Below are 16,012 nucleotides of genomic sequence, written 5' to 3' on the forward strand. Positions count from 1 at the left end.
AGTTATGGCTGGATCATAGGCAGGATCGATAACACAAGCAAGAGTGCCATAGTGACATTAAATATTTTCTGCTGCTTTTGATTCTTTAATAGTCGTTTCAATGCCACGCCAAACCCTAGCCAAACAAATGCGCTGGGCACTGCGATAAAAAAGAACACTAAAGCGATGGTAACAACTTGCGGCGTTAATGCTTGGCTCATACTGGTAAAAGTCGCAACGGCGCCGATCCCCATGATCCATGCCTTAGGGTTGACCCACTGAAAAGCAGCAGCCTGCATAAAAGACAGGGGGGCGGCGGTGTCTTTGCCATTCATCTTGGCGCTGCTATTGGCTATTAACCATGCCAAGTACAGCATGTAGCTAATCCCGACATATTTGATAATACTGTGTAGCACTGGATAACTTTGAAATACTGCACTTAATCCCAAACCTATGGCTAGTACCATCGCAGGAAAGCCGATACAGATACCGCTAAGATGTGGCAGGCTGCGTTTTACGCCAAAGTTCACTCCCGAAGACATCAGCATGATGTTATTCGGCCCAGGCGTGATCCCCGATGAGAATGCAAATAGCGCAATCGTTAAAATAAGTTCCATAGCCTTAAACCTACCTGTTATACAGGATAAAAATAATCACAAATATGGCGATATCCTATCGTGATAGGCAGGCAAGGGTAAAAGGCTATTAAGCAGATTAATGCGTAAAGAGTTAATCTTATAAGACATATTTTTTTGTTATATATGATTCATAACAATTACAAATTGCATATTTAGTCATCAGCAGCAGTTTGTTAGGCTTCGATTTCGGTTTGATAATTGTTGATGACAAGTTTTGACATCACCAATTTACTCCTACGATAAGAGACAAAAAATCGCAGTGGCTTACAGGAAAAATTCAGACTCATTTGATAATAAAATAACAAAAACTTAGCTCTTGCTGATACTGCTCTGAACTCATTATTTAGTATTAAATCTGGTGTTTACAGTGTTTAAATTACTTTTTCAGTAGCTAACTCGTCTTTTTAGCACTAAAGACTGAATCTTAATTGCCAAAGCCCTATATTGTTAATCTAGCCCTGTTTTAGACTTTTCTGCCACGGATAAAGTGGTTAACTGATTAGTCATTTCTTTGACTCCTGAATGTTCATTCACCACAAAGGTCTGATGTTGCATAGTTACTAATGGTGAGATGTTTTTTTATGCTTGATTATGGATATTGTATAAATTATAAATTAACTCGTTGTTTACAAGAGTTTAACAAATGCAAAGATATCGCAACAAGTGGGTGCGGCAAGCAAACCCGATATAAGTCTGATTATCACTTCCCTGTATTAGGTGGTTTAACGACATCGTCGCGAATAATTGGAGTCAAACATGTCAATCAAATCATCTAAATCACAAGCTAGAAAGGGTCAGTTTAAAGTTCATGCTTTAGCCCTGGCTTGTTCAGCTATTCTTTTTCCAGGCGCTGCGTTAGCAACATCTGAAGTCGCACCAACTGAAAAGGCTTCTTCTAAAGCAGCCCACGGTTCTGATCTTAAAAGTCGCTTTGATAAGGGCGCTAATGTGCCTGGTAAGCAAAAAAATGCTGAAAAGACTCAACGTCAGAACATAGATAAGAGCAAAGAAAAGAAAGTTGAAGGGCCGATGGGAGCTGTTGGTCCTGCTGCTGAAGGCGAAGATAACATCTGTAGCAGTGAACTCGCTAATCTATCGGGTCAAGCGCTGTTTGATGCAGTTAGACAAGCTGATATTTCGTGTATCTCTGAATTGTATTCAAGAAATGATGCCGTATCAGTTGCAGCTTATCAAACTGAAAATGTGGTTTCGGTTGCTAATCAAGCCGCCTCTATGGCAGCGACTTATGACAGCAGCACAGGTTATGAGATGCGTAACTTGTTCTACTTCTTACGCGGTGCATTTTACATTGAGTTCTATAACGACGACCTAACTTACAGCGATACCCAAGCCGCTGATGCGGTTTACGGTGCGCTTGTTGAGTATTCGAAGAACCCTAAGCTGTTTGAGATCACTCCGTCCGCTGGCGATACCTTAATGGAGTTTTTCACTTCATGGTCGAGCGCCGATCGTATTTTAGAAAGCGTGCCTTTAATTACCGATTATTTGCAGATGTTTAATGCAGACTTTTTAGCGAGTAATCGCCACCGTGCTGCAATGACGAGTGCACTAACAACACTCTATTACGGCAGTTGGGCTGAAGACTACAACAGTAAAGCTATGGAACATGGTGAACTGATTGATGCGCTACTCAATATCGCTACTGCAGATTATATTATTAACTCAAATTACCAATATGAGTCGACGGATGCGTTCCATGAGTTTGGCCGTTTTTATGAGTATCAAGCCTATTGGGATCTACCTGAAAGCCTTAAAACACGCCTAAATGACGGTGTGCAGCTGTATATGAGTAAGTTTGAGCGCATGTCTGCACCGTGGGCTGATGCTGCTGGCTACTTAGATTATTACAACCCGGGTGAATGTGAGCAGTTTGGGATCTGTGGTTGGGAAGAAGAGCTTGAACAGACTGCTCTCCCCATCAACTACAGCTGTAGCGACACCATCTATATCCGTGCGCAGCAGTTAACCAATGATGAGCTTCAAGCATCTTGTGATTTGATGGGCGGTGAAGAGACACTGTTCCATAATGTACTCGCTACGGGTTACCAGCCGGTTGCTGATGACTTTAACGAAAGCTTAGAAGTGAATATCTTCGACAGCTATGATGACTATGCCCAGTATGCCAGTGTCATTTTTGGTATTAATACTAATAACGGTGGTATGTACCTTGAAGGCACTCCTTCACAAGAAGGTAACCAGGCACGCTTTATTGCTCATGAAGCAACTTGGACTGAAGATATTTTAGTCTGGAACCTTAAGCATGAATATGTGCATTACCTAGATGGTCGCTTTAATCAATATGGTGCGTTTAACTACTTTGATATCGACACCGGGAAGTCAGTGTGGTGGTCAGAAGGCCTTGCCGAGTACATCTCTAAGCAAAACCGTAATGACGGCGCTATCGACATGGGACGCTCGCAGACTTACAGCCTAAGTGAAATCTTAGCTAATACCTATGACTCAGGGTCTGATCGTGTTTATAGCTGGGGTTACCTTGCGGTACGTTTCCTATTTGAGAAACACAGAAGTGATGTAGATGCGTTACTTGTTTTGGCTCGTGGTGGTGACGCCGATGGCTGGCTCACTTATATCGATAACACGATTGGTGAAAATTATAACAATGAGTGGAACACTTGGTTAGCGTCAGTAAGCAGTAACGATGACACAATTGATACTGGTATTACTGAGCCAGTTGATTCAGATGGTGATGGTGTAATAGATAGCCAAGATGCCTTCCCGCATGATCCGAGTGAAACTCATGATACTGACGCTGATGGTGTGGGGGATAACGCAGATGTGTTCCCAACAGATGCTAATGAGACGGTCGATACCGACGGTGATGGTGTAGGTGACAATGGTGATGTGTTCCCAACAGACTCTACAGAGTGGGCAGATTCTGACGGTGACGGAATTGGTGATAACGCCGATACAGACGGCCCCGTTGACCCTGCTGAGCATTGCGGCGTAGCGACGATTAGAGACGGCAAGCTCACTCAAGATAAAGTTGAGTGTGTTGAAGGCACTGATATCAACTACTTCTACACTTATGTTGAAGAAGACAATACCCAGCTATATATCACTACATCTGGTGGTGAAGGTGATGTTGACTTGTTCTTCAATCAAGGTATTTGGGCTAAGCCATCTGACTTTGATGCGAGATCTGAAACCAATGGTAACGAAGAGTCGCTAAGCGTCGTTGCTAATCGAGGTTGGGTATATATCAGCTTATTAGCGTACCAAGATTTTAACGGTGTAAGCCTTAAAGTTAGCCTTACAGAAGGCGGCGATACAGGAACCACTCCGGTAGCTGTTGCTGATGCATGTGCAACACAATCTCCATATAGCTATGGTGGTGTCGAGTTTGGTGAAGCGATTTGTATCGAAGATGGTCACTCTAGCTACTACTTCTACGTTCCAGCTGGTACTGAAGAAGTTAGCGTAGCAAGCGGACACGGAAGTGGCGATGTAAACCTTTATGGCAATAGTCAAACTTGGGCGGGTCCTAGTTCATTTGAAGTGAAGTCTGAAAACACTGGAAATGTTGAGAGTTTAACAATCAACTCACCAGCTGAAGGTTGGTATTACATCAGTGCAGATGGTGCACCATCAAGCCAAGGTGCAAGCTTAGTGGTTAACATTAAGTAAGCTATTATTATATAAAGAACAACAGTTCGTTTATCAGTAGCCAAAGCCGACTCATACAGAGTCGGCTTTTTATTAGCCTTATGGCAGACGAGCCACCTAAGGAAGGTTAGTTTATTCCATCACATATTTAGTACGATGGGCATTAATAGTCGACAGCGCTGTACGAGTCAGGTTAGGTTAATGTTTCAAGTGTTACGCTGGAGCGGTACATACAAAGGGAATTAAACCTATGATTAAAAATTATGTCTTATTGCTACTAACAGGGCTAACGCTAATTACAGGCTGCACTGCAACCGATAGCGTAGAAGCTGAAATGGCGGTAACACGCACCACTATGGTGACAACGGGCGATCTTAGTCGATTAAACCAATCCACTAAAGCCTTTGCTTGGCACCCAAGCATGTTTGCTGTTCACGCTAGTGATGAGATTGATAATGAGGTTGTGGTTAAGCATATGCAACACGCAATTGCTCAGGCGATGCAGGCAAAGGGCTTTCATTTAGCGACTGCTAATGAAACGCCTAGCTTACTGGTGGGGTTCGGTGTCGCGCTGGAGTCTGAGATGAGCGATAAAGAGATCTTGAAACGTGCAGGTCTCGTTGCGGGTCTGTCAACAGAGGGCGTAGATAAAAACTATGAAAAAGGTTCAGTCTTAGTCGCGCTATTTTCTCCTCATAATCCGATACCAATCTGGCGAGTGTTAGCCCAAGGTTTTACCGATCTTGATAATAACCCAGTACAAAGAGAGCAGCGCTTCGAGCGTTTATTGTCGACCATGCTAAAACCTATTCCAACGGTTTAATCCTATCAAGCGGTCTATGTTAAAGCGGGTGCTATCTTAAATATATACCCAAGCTACTTCAAGATGCTCGTTTCAGCGAGAATTTATTGGCTGCTAATCAAGGCGCAGATTTGTAAGCATAGTCGCTCTACGTTAAAAATCGGCAACGCAGAGTAGAAGCCAATAAAACTCGCCCTTCGGGAGTGACTCAGCGTATCTACTTCTGTGTCAAATAAGTTTAAAAGGGAATGCCATTCCAGCACTCATTTTCCTTGAATTAAACACGCTGAGATCACTCTGAATCCTGCATCTTGAGGTAACTTGGGTATAGTCGCCATAAAAATGCCCTGCATTAGCAGGGCATTTCTGGTTTCACTATCGCTAATCTTAGGCACAGACTGAGGGTTATCGCTGCGCAGTCAGTCTGAAGCTGCCACTAGCAAAACTAGTCATTAGTTGCTAGTAATTCACGCTGACTTCATAAGAGCCAAATTTACGCACATTAATCACGCCGGTATCAAAGATTAAGTACTGGCCTTTGATCCCTTTCAAAATCCCCGATACTTCAGGGTTTTTATCAAAGTTATGCGAACTAATTTTGGTCGGGAACTCGCTTACTGGATAGTTAATCGCTTGAATGGATTCATCGAGCTGCGACACTGCAAACTCACCATGTTCAGCGGTGATCTCTTTTAAACGTTCGCTAATGTGCGGAATTAACGTTTCAGCTTGCTGCTTAAGGTCAAGATCATCGGCATTGCCCTTAAGCATAGTGCGCCAGTTAGTCTTGTCTGCAATCATTTCGGCTAGGGCGGTTTCAACTAAACCAGATAGCAGACGAGTTTCTACTTTAAAAATAGGCAAACCTTGGGTAGCACCCTGATCTATCCAACGAGTCGGCAGCTGAGTGTGGCGGGTAATACCGACTTTGACACCTGAGGTGTTAGATAGGTAAACATAATGCGGTACAAAGCAGTTAGCCTCACCCCAAGATGGCTCACGGCAAGTACCTGCAGCGTAGTGGCAAGTCTCAGGTTTCATAATGCACAAGTCACAGCTTGCAAGCTTTTGCATACACACATAGCAGTGACCTTGTGAGTAGCTCTTTTTCGTTTTCTTACCACAGCTACAACAGAAGATTTTACCGGTATGAGTTAGCGTAAGTTGCTGACCAATCAGAGGGTTAAGATCTAATAATTCTTCACCAACAGGTAGTTGGTATTGCACCACATGGTTTTCATCCAAGTGGCTGCGCATTTTTCTTAAGGTTCCAAGCATGACATTTTAATTCTTATCAATATTTGGGCTTAGTCTAACAGATTGTTATACCCGCTTTGGAATGGTTTTTTCGATTGCTAACTTGGAAATGCGCCAAAACTGTGTGTACTCAACGCATAAATTTAGCGTTAACATCATTTTTATCAAAGCACTCATCTCACCACGGAGCGCTGCGCTTTCACTAAGAACACGGAGATGAAGAGCTTAACTGGCCTCGGCTGATGCTCTTCTCCGTGATCTTCGTGTCCTCCGTGGTGAATAGCTTTGTCCAAATATGAGCTAAGTACCAATAAATTCGACGACTATGACACCGCTATCCGGCTTGTGTTTTTGTCTCGGGAAAAATAACTAAGACACCCCAAATTGTTAGATAGAGGCTCATCTAGGTTGAACGTGGCGTTTTTAATTGCCCCTAATTGCCCAGTACATAATGCCGTTTTCTTGTGCACATGGGCTTAGGTCACTTTATGCGGCGAAACAAGCCCATGATATGGGCCTAACGCCGCTGCTTAATAGGGTAGGTGGCTTTGCCGCTTGGCAACAATCGCAAGGTATCATTGAACAAGGTAAATCATAAAAATAAGCTGCTGTTTGGCAAGAAAATAGCAGCTTATTTGTTTTGCTAATTAATCTGACAAGTTATCAAGCACCACATCATCGCCCATGCTGTACAGGGCTTGAGTCAATAGAACTTCATCATTAGCATCTTTCATACCCACATTAAACTCGGCTCTAAACAGCGCAATGCCAGTATGGCTAGCAGTTTCATAACGTGTGCTCATATGCTCAATATTGATCCCAAGAGCACTAATTTTATTTGAGATCTCATGTACTAACCCCGGTCTGTCATAGGCAACGAGGGAGTAACTTACATGCTTATTTTTAGCTTGTGGCTTACTGGTTTTGGAGTAGGTTAACGATACTCCCTCAAGCATCTCGAGATTTTCTACTAATTCATCCCAATGAGCGGCTGGGACTTCTAGCAGTAAGATTGCTGCAAAAATTCCGTCAATATGGCGTAGTTCAGAATCTAACCAGTTGCCACCATGGCGACTAACCGCATGAGCGATTTGCTCAACTAAGCCTTCTCTATCATTTGCTTGTAGGGTAACTAGGTATCTTAACATTTGATATTACTCCCTTATTTATCTAGTTAGTCTGATAGTTATTGTTGGTTATGCGCTTACTTAACGCCTAAAATAGCCCAACTTAAAATCTGATCCGTATAAGTTAACCGTTGTAACACTAGTGTCATTTTTGCGTCATATAATGCACCACATTAAATTACGCATGCGCAGAAACTGTTTTAAAACACTAGTGTTAGCATAGTCGTTAATTCAATCCCAGTTAAAGTTTGACTGGCTTTAAAATAATCGAGGTTCTTAATGGAAACTCAGGTATCTCAACCTGAACCTGCAGCAAAAAACCTATTGATAAACAATGGGTATTCGCGCAGAGCAATCAAGGATAAAGCAGCCCAAATTGGTGTCACCATTGGTGGAACCATGGTATTTGTTGCGCTGTTACTGATCTTCTTTTATCTACTTTATGTGGTAAAGCCTATCTTCGACGGTGCGGAAGTCACACCTGTTGTTAGTGCTCAATTTCATGATAGTAAGCCAGCCTTAATGGTCGGTAGCGATGAGCAAAATGAAATCATGTACCGAGTGTCACAATTGGGGAAAGTTGATTTTTACGATACGCATACCGCCCAGCTGGTCAGAAGTGAGCAAATTAACACACCTGCTGGCACGCACGTGGTGAGTAGTTCTGCTGCAATGGCGAGCGAGCAGCGCTTTGCACTAGGCCTGAGCAATGGTCAGGCCATTATCGTTGGTGTTGAATTTGGCGTGACCTACCCTGATAATAAACGCCTAATCACGCCAAAGCTTCATTTTTCTAATGATAACCAAGCACTCACAGTCGATGAGCAGGGACGTGCGTTAACCCATTTAGTGTTTGATTACAGTAGCGACAAAATGAGCTTTGTTTATCAAACCGACGATAAAGTGTGGCACCTTTCTCGCCAAGAAGGCGAAGAGAACATGATGACCGAAGAGGTCGAATGGCTTACCTATAACAGCATCATTCCAGACTCTCCAGTTAATGTTCAGCAGCAATTGATGACGCCAGATCAGCGGCAACTGATTTTAAGCTCCGATAATAAATTATTTATTTACGATATTCGCGATGCCGAACACGTTAGCTTAAGCCAAGTGTTATCTCTTGAGCGTGGTAAGACTAACGTGACGCTATTAGCGGGGGCAAGTTCGCTGCTGGTTAGCTATGACTCAGGCGTAGTACAGCAATACTTTCAAGTTAATGGGCAGCAAGGTCGCCAGTATCAAGAAATTCGTGATTTTAACGTTAAGGGCGATATTAAGAGTGTTGCCTCAGAGTTCTACCGTAAGAGTTTTGTCACCATAACCGAAGATGGTGAATTAAGTCTGCTTTATACCACCAGTGAAAGAGAGCTTTTTTCTGAGAAATTCAAGCTTAATAATCCTGGCACTGTTGGTTTTAGCCCTCGTTCAAACGCCTTGATTGTTGAAGCAGAAGGCAAGCTGAATCTATTTAGTGTATCGAATTCTCACCCTGAGGTTTCGTGGAGCGCGATGTGGGAGAAGGTGTGGTACGAAGGTTACCCTGAACCCATGTATGTATGGCAGTCGACTTCAGGCTCTGATGACTTTGAAGCCAAGCTGAGCCTAATGCCGTTGGCATTTGGCACCATGAAAGCTGCGCTTTATGCGATGTTGTTTGCGACGCCATTAGCCATTGCAGGCGCAATCTACACCGCTTACTTTATGTCGCCTAAAGTACGCGCCATTGTTAAGCCGACCATTGAAATTATGGAAGCACTACCCACGGTTATCCTGGGCTTCTTAGCCGGTCTTTGGTTAGCCCCGCTGATTGAAGACAATTTACCAGGGATTTTGACCTTACTGGTGTTACTGCCGGTGTCGATTTTAAGTACCGCCTATGCCTGGCACAAATTGCCTGCTAAATGGAAGCAGCGCCTACCCGAAACCTATCAAGAGCTGATGTTGTTACCCGTGATTATCTTCATTGGCTGGTTCTCGTTTGCGATTAGCCCTAGTCTAGAGTTGGCCTTATTTGACGGTGATACTCGTATGTTTATCACCAACGAGCTCGGTATTACCTTCGATCAACGTAACGCGCTAGTCGTGGGGATCGCCATGGGCTTTGCGGTTATCCCAACGATTTTCTCCATTGCAGAAGATGCGGTGTTCTCGGTGCCGCGTCACCTATCAAACGGCAGTTTGGCACTGGGTGCAACCACATGGCAGACATTAACCCGAGTTGTATTGTTGACCGCAAGTCCTGGTATTTTCTCTGCCGTCATGATGGGACTCGGCCGAGCTGTTGGCGAGACCATGATTGTACTGATGGCCACAGGTAACACAGCAATTATGGAGTGGAGTGTATTTGAAGGCATGCGAACACTTGCTGCAAATATTGCAGTAGAAATGCCTGAATCTGCCATCGGTAGCTCACATTATCGTGTGTTGTTCTTAGCGGCCTTCGTGCTATTTATTTTTACTTTCTTCTTCAACACTATTGCGGAAGTGGTGAGGCAGCGTCTACGTGAACGTTACAGCTCGCTTTAATCGCTCACTGTTATGGATGATAAGAAAATGAATGTTACTACGACTTGTATAAATACTCGTTCACCAGTTGCTTTAAGAGGTTTAGCTAATGGGTAAGTGGTTTAAATCGGGTTCTCCTTGGATTTGGATGACCAGTGGCGCTGTCAGTATTTGTTTGATTGCAGTTCTGGGCCTATTGCTGCTAATTGCTTGGCGAGGCCTGAGCTACTTCTGGCCGGCAGATATCTATCAATGGGAGATGAAAACCCCACAAGGCGAGCGCTACACCTTAATTGGTGAAATCTACGATAAAGAAGAAGTACCTACAGAGCGTTTGCTTGATGCCGGGCATAAGTTCGACTCAGAAGTGGGCGAGAACATCACCCGCTATTTGGTCAAAACCGGTAACCGTGAGTTTGTAGGTTTAGATTTCCGTTGGATTTTGGCGACAAATATTATCTCTCGTTCTAAGCCTGAAAATATAGCCGTTATCGAGCGCAGTAAAAATGGTGACTTCTATGGCTTCCCTGTGGCGATTATTGAAGAGGGTAAACGTCTAACCTCGCAAAATATCGAAGCTGATTTTGCGTCACATATTGAGCGTGCCGTTGAGTTAAATGATCAAGCGCTGGATATTCAAAAAGGCGTGATAGGTTCAATTAACTATGAGCTGGAGAACTTACGTTTAAAGTCGCGCCGTTTTGAGCTCGATAATGCCTTAACGGCAAGCCGAAAAGCACAAATCGAAGCCGACAGTGCCAAGTTAAACGCAGAGTATTTAGTGGTAGAGAAAGAGTTCTTTGCCCTTAAAACTCAAGCAGGGCGAGATTCTGTGGTTATCCGCGATATGCGCGGCGAAGAAGTCACACTTAAATTAGATACAATTTTAGATGTCACTTACGCCAACCGTTTAGGCTTAATGGGCAAAATTGGCCAATGGTTTATAGGTGTGGGCAAATTTGTCAGCGATGATCCACGCGAAGCCAATACCGAAGGCGGTGTGTTCCCTGCGATTTTCGGCACTGTGTTTATGGTGATGCTGATGGCGGTAATTGTGACACCATTTGGGGTTATCGCGGCAATCTACTTACACGAGTATGCCAAGAAGGGCCCAGTCACTAAGATGATCCGCATCGCGGTAATCAACTTAGCCGGCGTGCCATCAATTGTTTATGGCGTATTCGGTTTAGGCTTCTTTGTGTATATGTTTGGTGGCACGCTGGATCAGTTGTTCTACCCAGAGGCATTACCTGCGCCAACCTTTGGTTCACCAGGGGTGATTTGGTCTGCATTAACGCTCGCTATTCTAACTTTGCCTGTGGTGATTGTATCGACCGAAGAAGGTTTAAGCCGTATTCCAAGTTCTGTTCGCCAAGGTAGTTTAGCGCTTGGCGCAACTAAAGCCGAGACGCTATGGCGCATTATTATCCCAATGGCGAGCCCTGCCATTATGACGGGGTTGATTTTGGCCGTTGCTCGCGCGGCAGGTGAGGTCGCTCCCTTGATGCTAGTAGGTGTGGTAAAGCTAGCACCAACGCTGCCAATTGATATGAATTTCCCATTTGTGCATCTAGAACGTAAGTTCATGCACTTAGGTTTCCACATCTACGATGTTGGTTTCCAAAGCCCTAACGTAGAAGCGGCGCGCCCCTTGGTATACGCTACTTCATTCCTTTTGGTCTCGGTAATTGTGGCTCTTAACTTAACTGCCATTGGTGTACGAAACCACTTACGCGAAAAATATCGTTCGCTTGAGCATTAATTGACGATTATCCTTAGCAGTAGGAAACAACATGATTTCAATAGATCAATCGGTAATGAAGACTGATATGCTAGACCTAGAAAACTTAACAAAAGAACAAACAACCCTAGAGATCCGTAACTTAGATCTTAAATATGGTGATAAACAGGCACTGTTTGATGTATCGATGAAGATCCCTAAGAAAAAGGTGACGGCATTCATTGGCCCTAGTGGTTGCGGTAAGTCAACGCTACTTCGCTGTATTAACCGAATGAATGACTTGGTCGATAATTGCCATATTAGTGGTGAGATCATGTTGCATGGACAAAACATTTACGACAAGCGTGTAGATGTGGCGGCGCTACGCCGTAACGTCGGTATGGTGTTCCAGCGTCCAAACCCATTCCCTAAATCAATCTATGAAAACGTGGTTTACGGTCTGCGCTTGCAAGGCGTTAATAATCGCCGCGAACTCGATGATGCAGCAGAGCGCTCTTTGCGCGGTGCCGCAATTTGGGATGAAGTCAAAGATAGGCTACATGATAACGCGTTTGGGTTATCGGGTGGCCAGCAACAGCGTTTGGTGATTGCGCGTGCGATTGCCATTGAGCCAGAAGTCTTATTGCTTGATGAACCCACATCAGCATTGGATCCTATCTCAACCTTGACCATTGAAGAGTTGATCACCGACCTTAAGTCTAAATACACGGTTGTTATTGTTACCCACAATATGCAACAGGCTGCGCGCGTGTCAGATCAAACGGCATTCATGTATATGGGGGAGCTGATTGAATATGCTGACACTAATACCATCTTTACGATGCCGAAGCAGAAGAAGACGGAAGATTATATAACTGGCCGTTACGGTTAATTGAGATAGAGGGTAAATGTAATGGAAAACATGAATTTAAATAGGCATATCTCTGGCCAGTTTAGCGCTGAACTTGATGATATTCGTAATCACGTGTTGGCAATGGGCGGTTTAGTTGAGCGTCAGCTTGAGCAGTCATTAGACGCGCTTTCTGCGCTGGATTCTGAATTAGCACAAAGGGTTATAGAGGGCGATCACAAAGTTAATGGCATGGAAGTGGCTATTGACGAAGAGTGTGCTCGTATTATCGCTAAGCGTCAGCCTGCGGCGAGCGATTTACGTCTTGTATTAGCGATATCCAAGACGATTACCGATTTAGAACGTATCGGTGATGCCTGTGTGAAAATTGCTAAAGCGGCCATGGATAAGCGCTCCAAGAACCAGCAACCTTTATTGGTGAGTATTGAAAACATGGGGCGTCATGCCACCCGCACTTTGCACTTAACATTGGACGCTTTTGCGCGTATGGACGCCGATGTCGCATTTGAGCTGCATAAAGAAGATAGCAAACTTGATAAAGAGTATGAAGGCATTATTCGTCAGTTAATGACCTATATGATGGCGGATCCTCGTTCAATTCCTGAAGTATTAGACGTACTTTGGGCTGCGCGTGCAGTAGAGCGAGTCGGAGATCGTTGTCAGAACATTTGTGAGTACATTATCTATTATGTGAAAGGTAAAGATGTGCGCCATATCTCCTATGAAGAGATGGAAAAAGACCTCAAACTTTAGCATTTTCAAGCAATTGTTTTTGGCGTTAATTAAATTGTTAAAAAAACGCAACGAGATTAAGTTCACAATTCTTGCTAAATGTTGAGTTTGATAATACAAAAAAGCAGCGATAAGCTGCTTTTTTGTTTTTGTGCTATAGACGAAAACCTGAAGTCAGGAAATAATGTATAGTGTAAGTGATAATTGTGTTGTTTTTCTCCGTAAGTCAAATTCTATTCAATAGCTGAACAGGCCTCTTATCGGCATTTTTAGGTTGGGCTATTCAATGTGATTTGTAGTGCCTTTCAGGGTAAGTAAGTGCTTATTTCTTTAGTTTATTCTAGCGATTAGAGTTTAAGTATTATTTAACTCGATTGGTATGAGATGTTAAATAATCAAAAGTCTCATCTAGATTCAATACTAACATGAATAGAGGTGTGGCCATCCAGCGAGAGTTTGGTGTTCAATGGGGTCAAAGTGAGCATCATTGCTTCACTCAATCGCGTTGAGTTAAACAGCAAAAAGTAACGCTGAATAGACCACTTTCTTATCCTCATGGATATTGGATAAGCGATCAGGTTTAAAAAACGCTTAAGGTGAGTCTCACTTAAGAGAAAAAAACATAATAATAACTCCGCCAGTGTATTTTTATATTAGCTAAATGCACTTTTAATCTCTGGCGGCCTTGTCGCGCAAGGCAGAATTATTGCGTGTACTTCCTTAACCGCGGTAACTATATGTCGATAAAATCGAGTATTAATCCACCAGTCTTTTTTTCATCTGTTATTTTAATTACCTTAATGGTTGCTGTTTGTGCCATATGGCCAACTCAATCGCAAGATTTCTTCAAAATGGCGCAATCTTGGTTTGAACTTAAAGCGGGTTGGCTTTATATCCTAGGCGTTGCAGTATTTCTTATTTTTATTATTTTTGTGATGGTAAGTCGCTTTGGTGATATCAAGCTAGGCCCTGATCACGCCGAGCCTGATTACAGCTATAAGAGCTGGATAGCGATGCTGTTCTCAGCAGGTATGGGCATCGGCTTGATGTTCTTCGGCGTCGCTGAACCTGTGATGCACTACATGTCTCCGCCAGATGCGGATCCTTTGACGATTCAAGCTGCAAAAGATGCCATGAAGATCACCTTCTTCCACTGGGGTGTTCATGCCTGGGCTATCTACGCGGTTGTTGCATTAAGCTTGGCGTATTTCTCATACCGTCATAAGCTTCCTTTACTCCCAAGAAGTGCCTTGTACCCGTTAATTGGTGACAAAATTTATGGCCCAATTGGTCATGCTGTCGACACGTTTGCGGTATTAGGTACCATGTTCGGTGTCGCGACTTCACTTGGTTTTGGTGTATTACAGTTAAACTCTGGCCTTAACTACTTATTAGATGTGCCCGTTAATACCACGGTACAAGTTTGCTTGATTATCGGTGTTTGTCTTATTGCGACAGTGTCTGTGTTCTCTGGTCTTGATAAAGGCGTTAAACGTTTAAGTGAATTAAACCTACTGTTAGCGGTATTGCTACTTTTGTTTGTATTGTTATTCGGCCCAACGGTTGAGTTATTGCAAGCATTCGTACAAAACACCGGAGCGTATTTAAGTGATATCGTCGGTAAGACGTTTAATTTATATGCCTATGAGCAGAAGAACGATTGGATTGGCGGTTGGACACTACTCTATTGGGGCTGGTGGATTTCATGGTCTCCATTTGTAGGTACCTTTATTGCTCGTGTTTCGCGTGGCCGTACAATTCGTGAATTCTTAGTGGGTGTGTTGTTTGTGCCATCGGCGCTGACATTCCTTTGGATGACAGGTTTTGGCAACAGTGCGATAGATGTGATTTCAAATGGCGGTACGTATCTGTCTGACGCGGTATCAACTGATGTTTCGGTTGCCTTGTTTGTGTTCTTTGAACATTTGCCATTCTCTACATTGCTATCGACAATTGCACTTTGTTTAGTGGTGACTTTCTTCGTGACATCATCTGACTCTGGTTCTTTAGTTATCGATAACTTGACCTCAGGCGGTGACCATAATGCACCGGTTTGGCAGCGTATTTTCTGGGCTTTAATGCAAGGCGTTGTTGCATCAGTATTGCTATTAGCCGGTGGCTTACAAGCATTACAAACAGCAGCAATTGCAAGTGCATTGCCGTTTCTCATCGTTATGCTATTCATGTGCTTTGGTCTTTACAAAGCGCTGAAAGATGACTGGTTGAAAATCAACAGTGTGCAATCGCATAACACTAGCGTGCAGTTTACTAAAACGAACGTGAGCTGGGAGTCGCATATTGATGTATTGCTGTCTCACCCAAGCCAGCAAGAGGCGCAAGACTTCCTTGATAAAGTGGCACAGCCTGCACTAACAAAAGTATGTGAAAGCTTCTTGAATCGCTCGATTTCGGCAGAGATCTTAAACTTCGATAATCGTGTGCGTTTTGTGGTTCATAGTGAAGATCATAACGATTTTGTCTATGGCCTGCGTATTCGTGCCTATACCATCTCTAATCCGTTAGACAGTGACGTTAGCAATGATGATGGTGATAATTTCTACTACCGCGTAGAAGTGTTCCTAGAGCACGGCGGTCAGCACTATGACGTGATGGGCTTTACTCAAGAACAGATCCTGGCGGATGTGGTGACTCAGTATGAGAAATACTTACATTACCTGCACCTATCCAGTTCAGAGTATTTAAGCAGTGAAACTAACTCTTAGTTGTCGATTACGG

Annotated in this window: 10 protein-coding genes; 7 read left to right on the forward strand and 3 right to left on the reverse strand. The window is 43.5% G+C overall.

Translation table 11 applies throughout. The features are described 5' to 3' along the window. Positions 1 to 2 precede the first annotated feature (2 nt). Positions 3 to 596, reverse strand: a complete 594-nt coding sequence (locus ACVBIL_RS16225) for a LysE family translocator (protein ID WP_447167992.1) — start codon at positions 594 to 596, stop codon at positions 3 to 5. A gap of 777 nt (positions 597 to 1,373) precedes the next feature. Here ACVBIL_RS16225 and ACVBIL_RS16230 point away from each other — a divergent pair. Beyond that, positions 1,374 to 4,283, forward strand: coding sequence for a collagenase (locus ACVBIL_RS16230; protein ID WP_447167993.1), 2,910 nt, complete (start codon positions 1,374 to 1,376; stop codon positions 4,281 to 4,283). 229 nt (positions 4,284 to 4,512) lie between these two features. Continuing rightward, positions 4,513 to 5,085, forward strand: coding sequence for a DUF4136 domain-containing protein (locus ACVBIL_RS16235; protein WP_447167994.1), 573 nt, complete (start codon positions 4,513 to 4,515; stop codon positions 5,083 to 5,085). A gap of 438 nt (positions 5,086 to 5,523) precedes the next feature. On the opposite strand, the gene ACVBIL_RS16240 is transcribed toward ACVBIL_RS16235, so the two are convergent. Then, the gene (locus ACVBIL_RS16240) at positions 5,524 to 6,342 is read right to left on the reverse strand and encodes a DUF2797 domain-containing protein (RefSeq protein ID WP_447167995.1); all 819 of its coding nucleotides are present in this window, start codon (positions 6,340 to 6,342) and stop codon (positions 5,524 to 5,526) included. A 626-nt stretch (positions 6,343 to 6,968) separates the two neighbouring features. After that, a complete protein-coding gene (locus ACVBIL_RS16245) occupies positions 6,969 to 7,469 on the reverse strand; it encodes a glycine cleavage system protein R (RefSeq protein ID WP_447167996.1) in 501 nt (166 codons plus the stop codon). Positions 7,470 to 7,727: 258 nt separating this feature from the next. Here ACVBIL_RS16245 and ACVBIL_RS16250 point away from each other — a divergent pair, with 258 nt between their 5' ends. The 5 genes from ACVBIL_RS16250 to ACVBIL_RS16270 all read left to right on the forward strand — a co-directional run bounded on the left by ACVBIL_RS16250 (position 7,728) and on the right by ACVBIL_RS16270 (position 15,999). Continuing rightward, positions 7,728 to 9,974 (forward strand): ABC transporter permease subunit, encoded by a 2,247-nt coding sequence (locus tag ACVBIL_RS16250; RefSeq protein WP_447167997.1) that lies wholly within the window; start codon positions 7,728 to 7,730, stop codon positions 9,972 to 9,974. 88 nt (positions 9,975 to 10,062) lie between these two features. Beyond that, the gene (pstA, locus tag ACVBIL_RS16255) at positions 10,063 to 11,715 is read left to right on the forward strand and encodes a phosphate ABC transporter permease PstA (protein WP_447167998.1); all 1,653 of its coding nucleotides are present in this window, start codon (positions 10,063 to 10,065) and stop codon (positions 11,713 to 11,715) included. Between the two features lie 31 nt (positions 11,716 to 11,746). Then, entirely contained in the window at positions 11,747 to 12,565 is an 819-nt protein-coding gene (pstB, locus tag ACVBIL_RS16260; protein WP_447167999.1) for a phosphate ABC transporter ATP-binding protein PstB, read from the forward strand. 21 nt (positions 12,566 to 12,586) lie between these two features. Beyond that, on the forward strand, positions 12,587 to 13,297 hold the full coding sequence (gene phoU / locus ACVBIL_RS16265) for a phosphate signaling complex protein PhoU (protein ID WP_447168000.1): 711 nt from the start codon (positions 12,587 to 12,589) through the stop codon (positions 13,295 to 13,297). A gap of 716 nt (positions 13,298 to 14,013) precedes the next feature. After that, positions 14,014 to 15,999: a BCCT family transporter gene (locus ACVBIL_RS16270; RefSeq protein ID WP_447168014.1), complete on the forward strand. Its 1,986-nt coding sequence runs from the start codon at positions 14,014 to 14,016 to the stop codon at positions 15,997 to 15,999. The last annotated feature ends 13 nt before the right edge of the window (positions 16,000 to 16,012 follow it).

The organism is Shewanella sp. 125m-7, assembly GCF_052977045.1.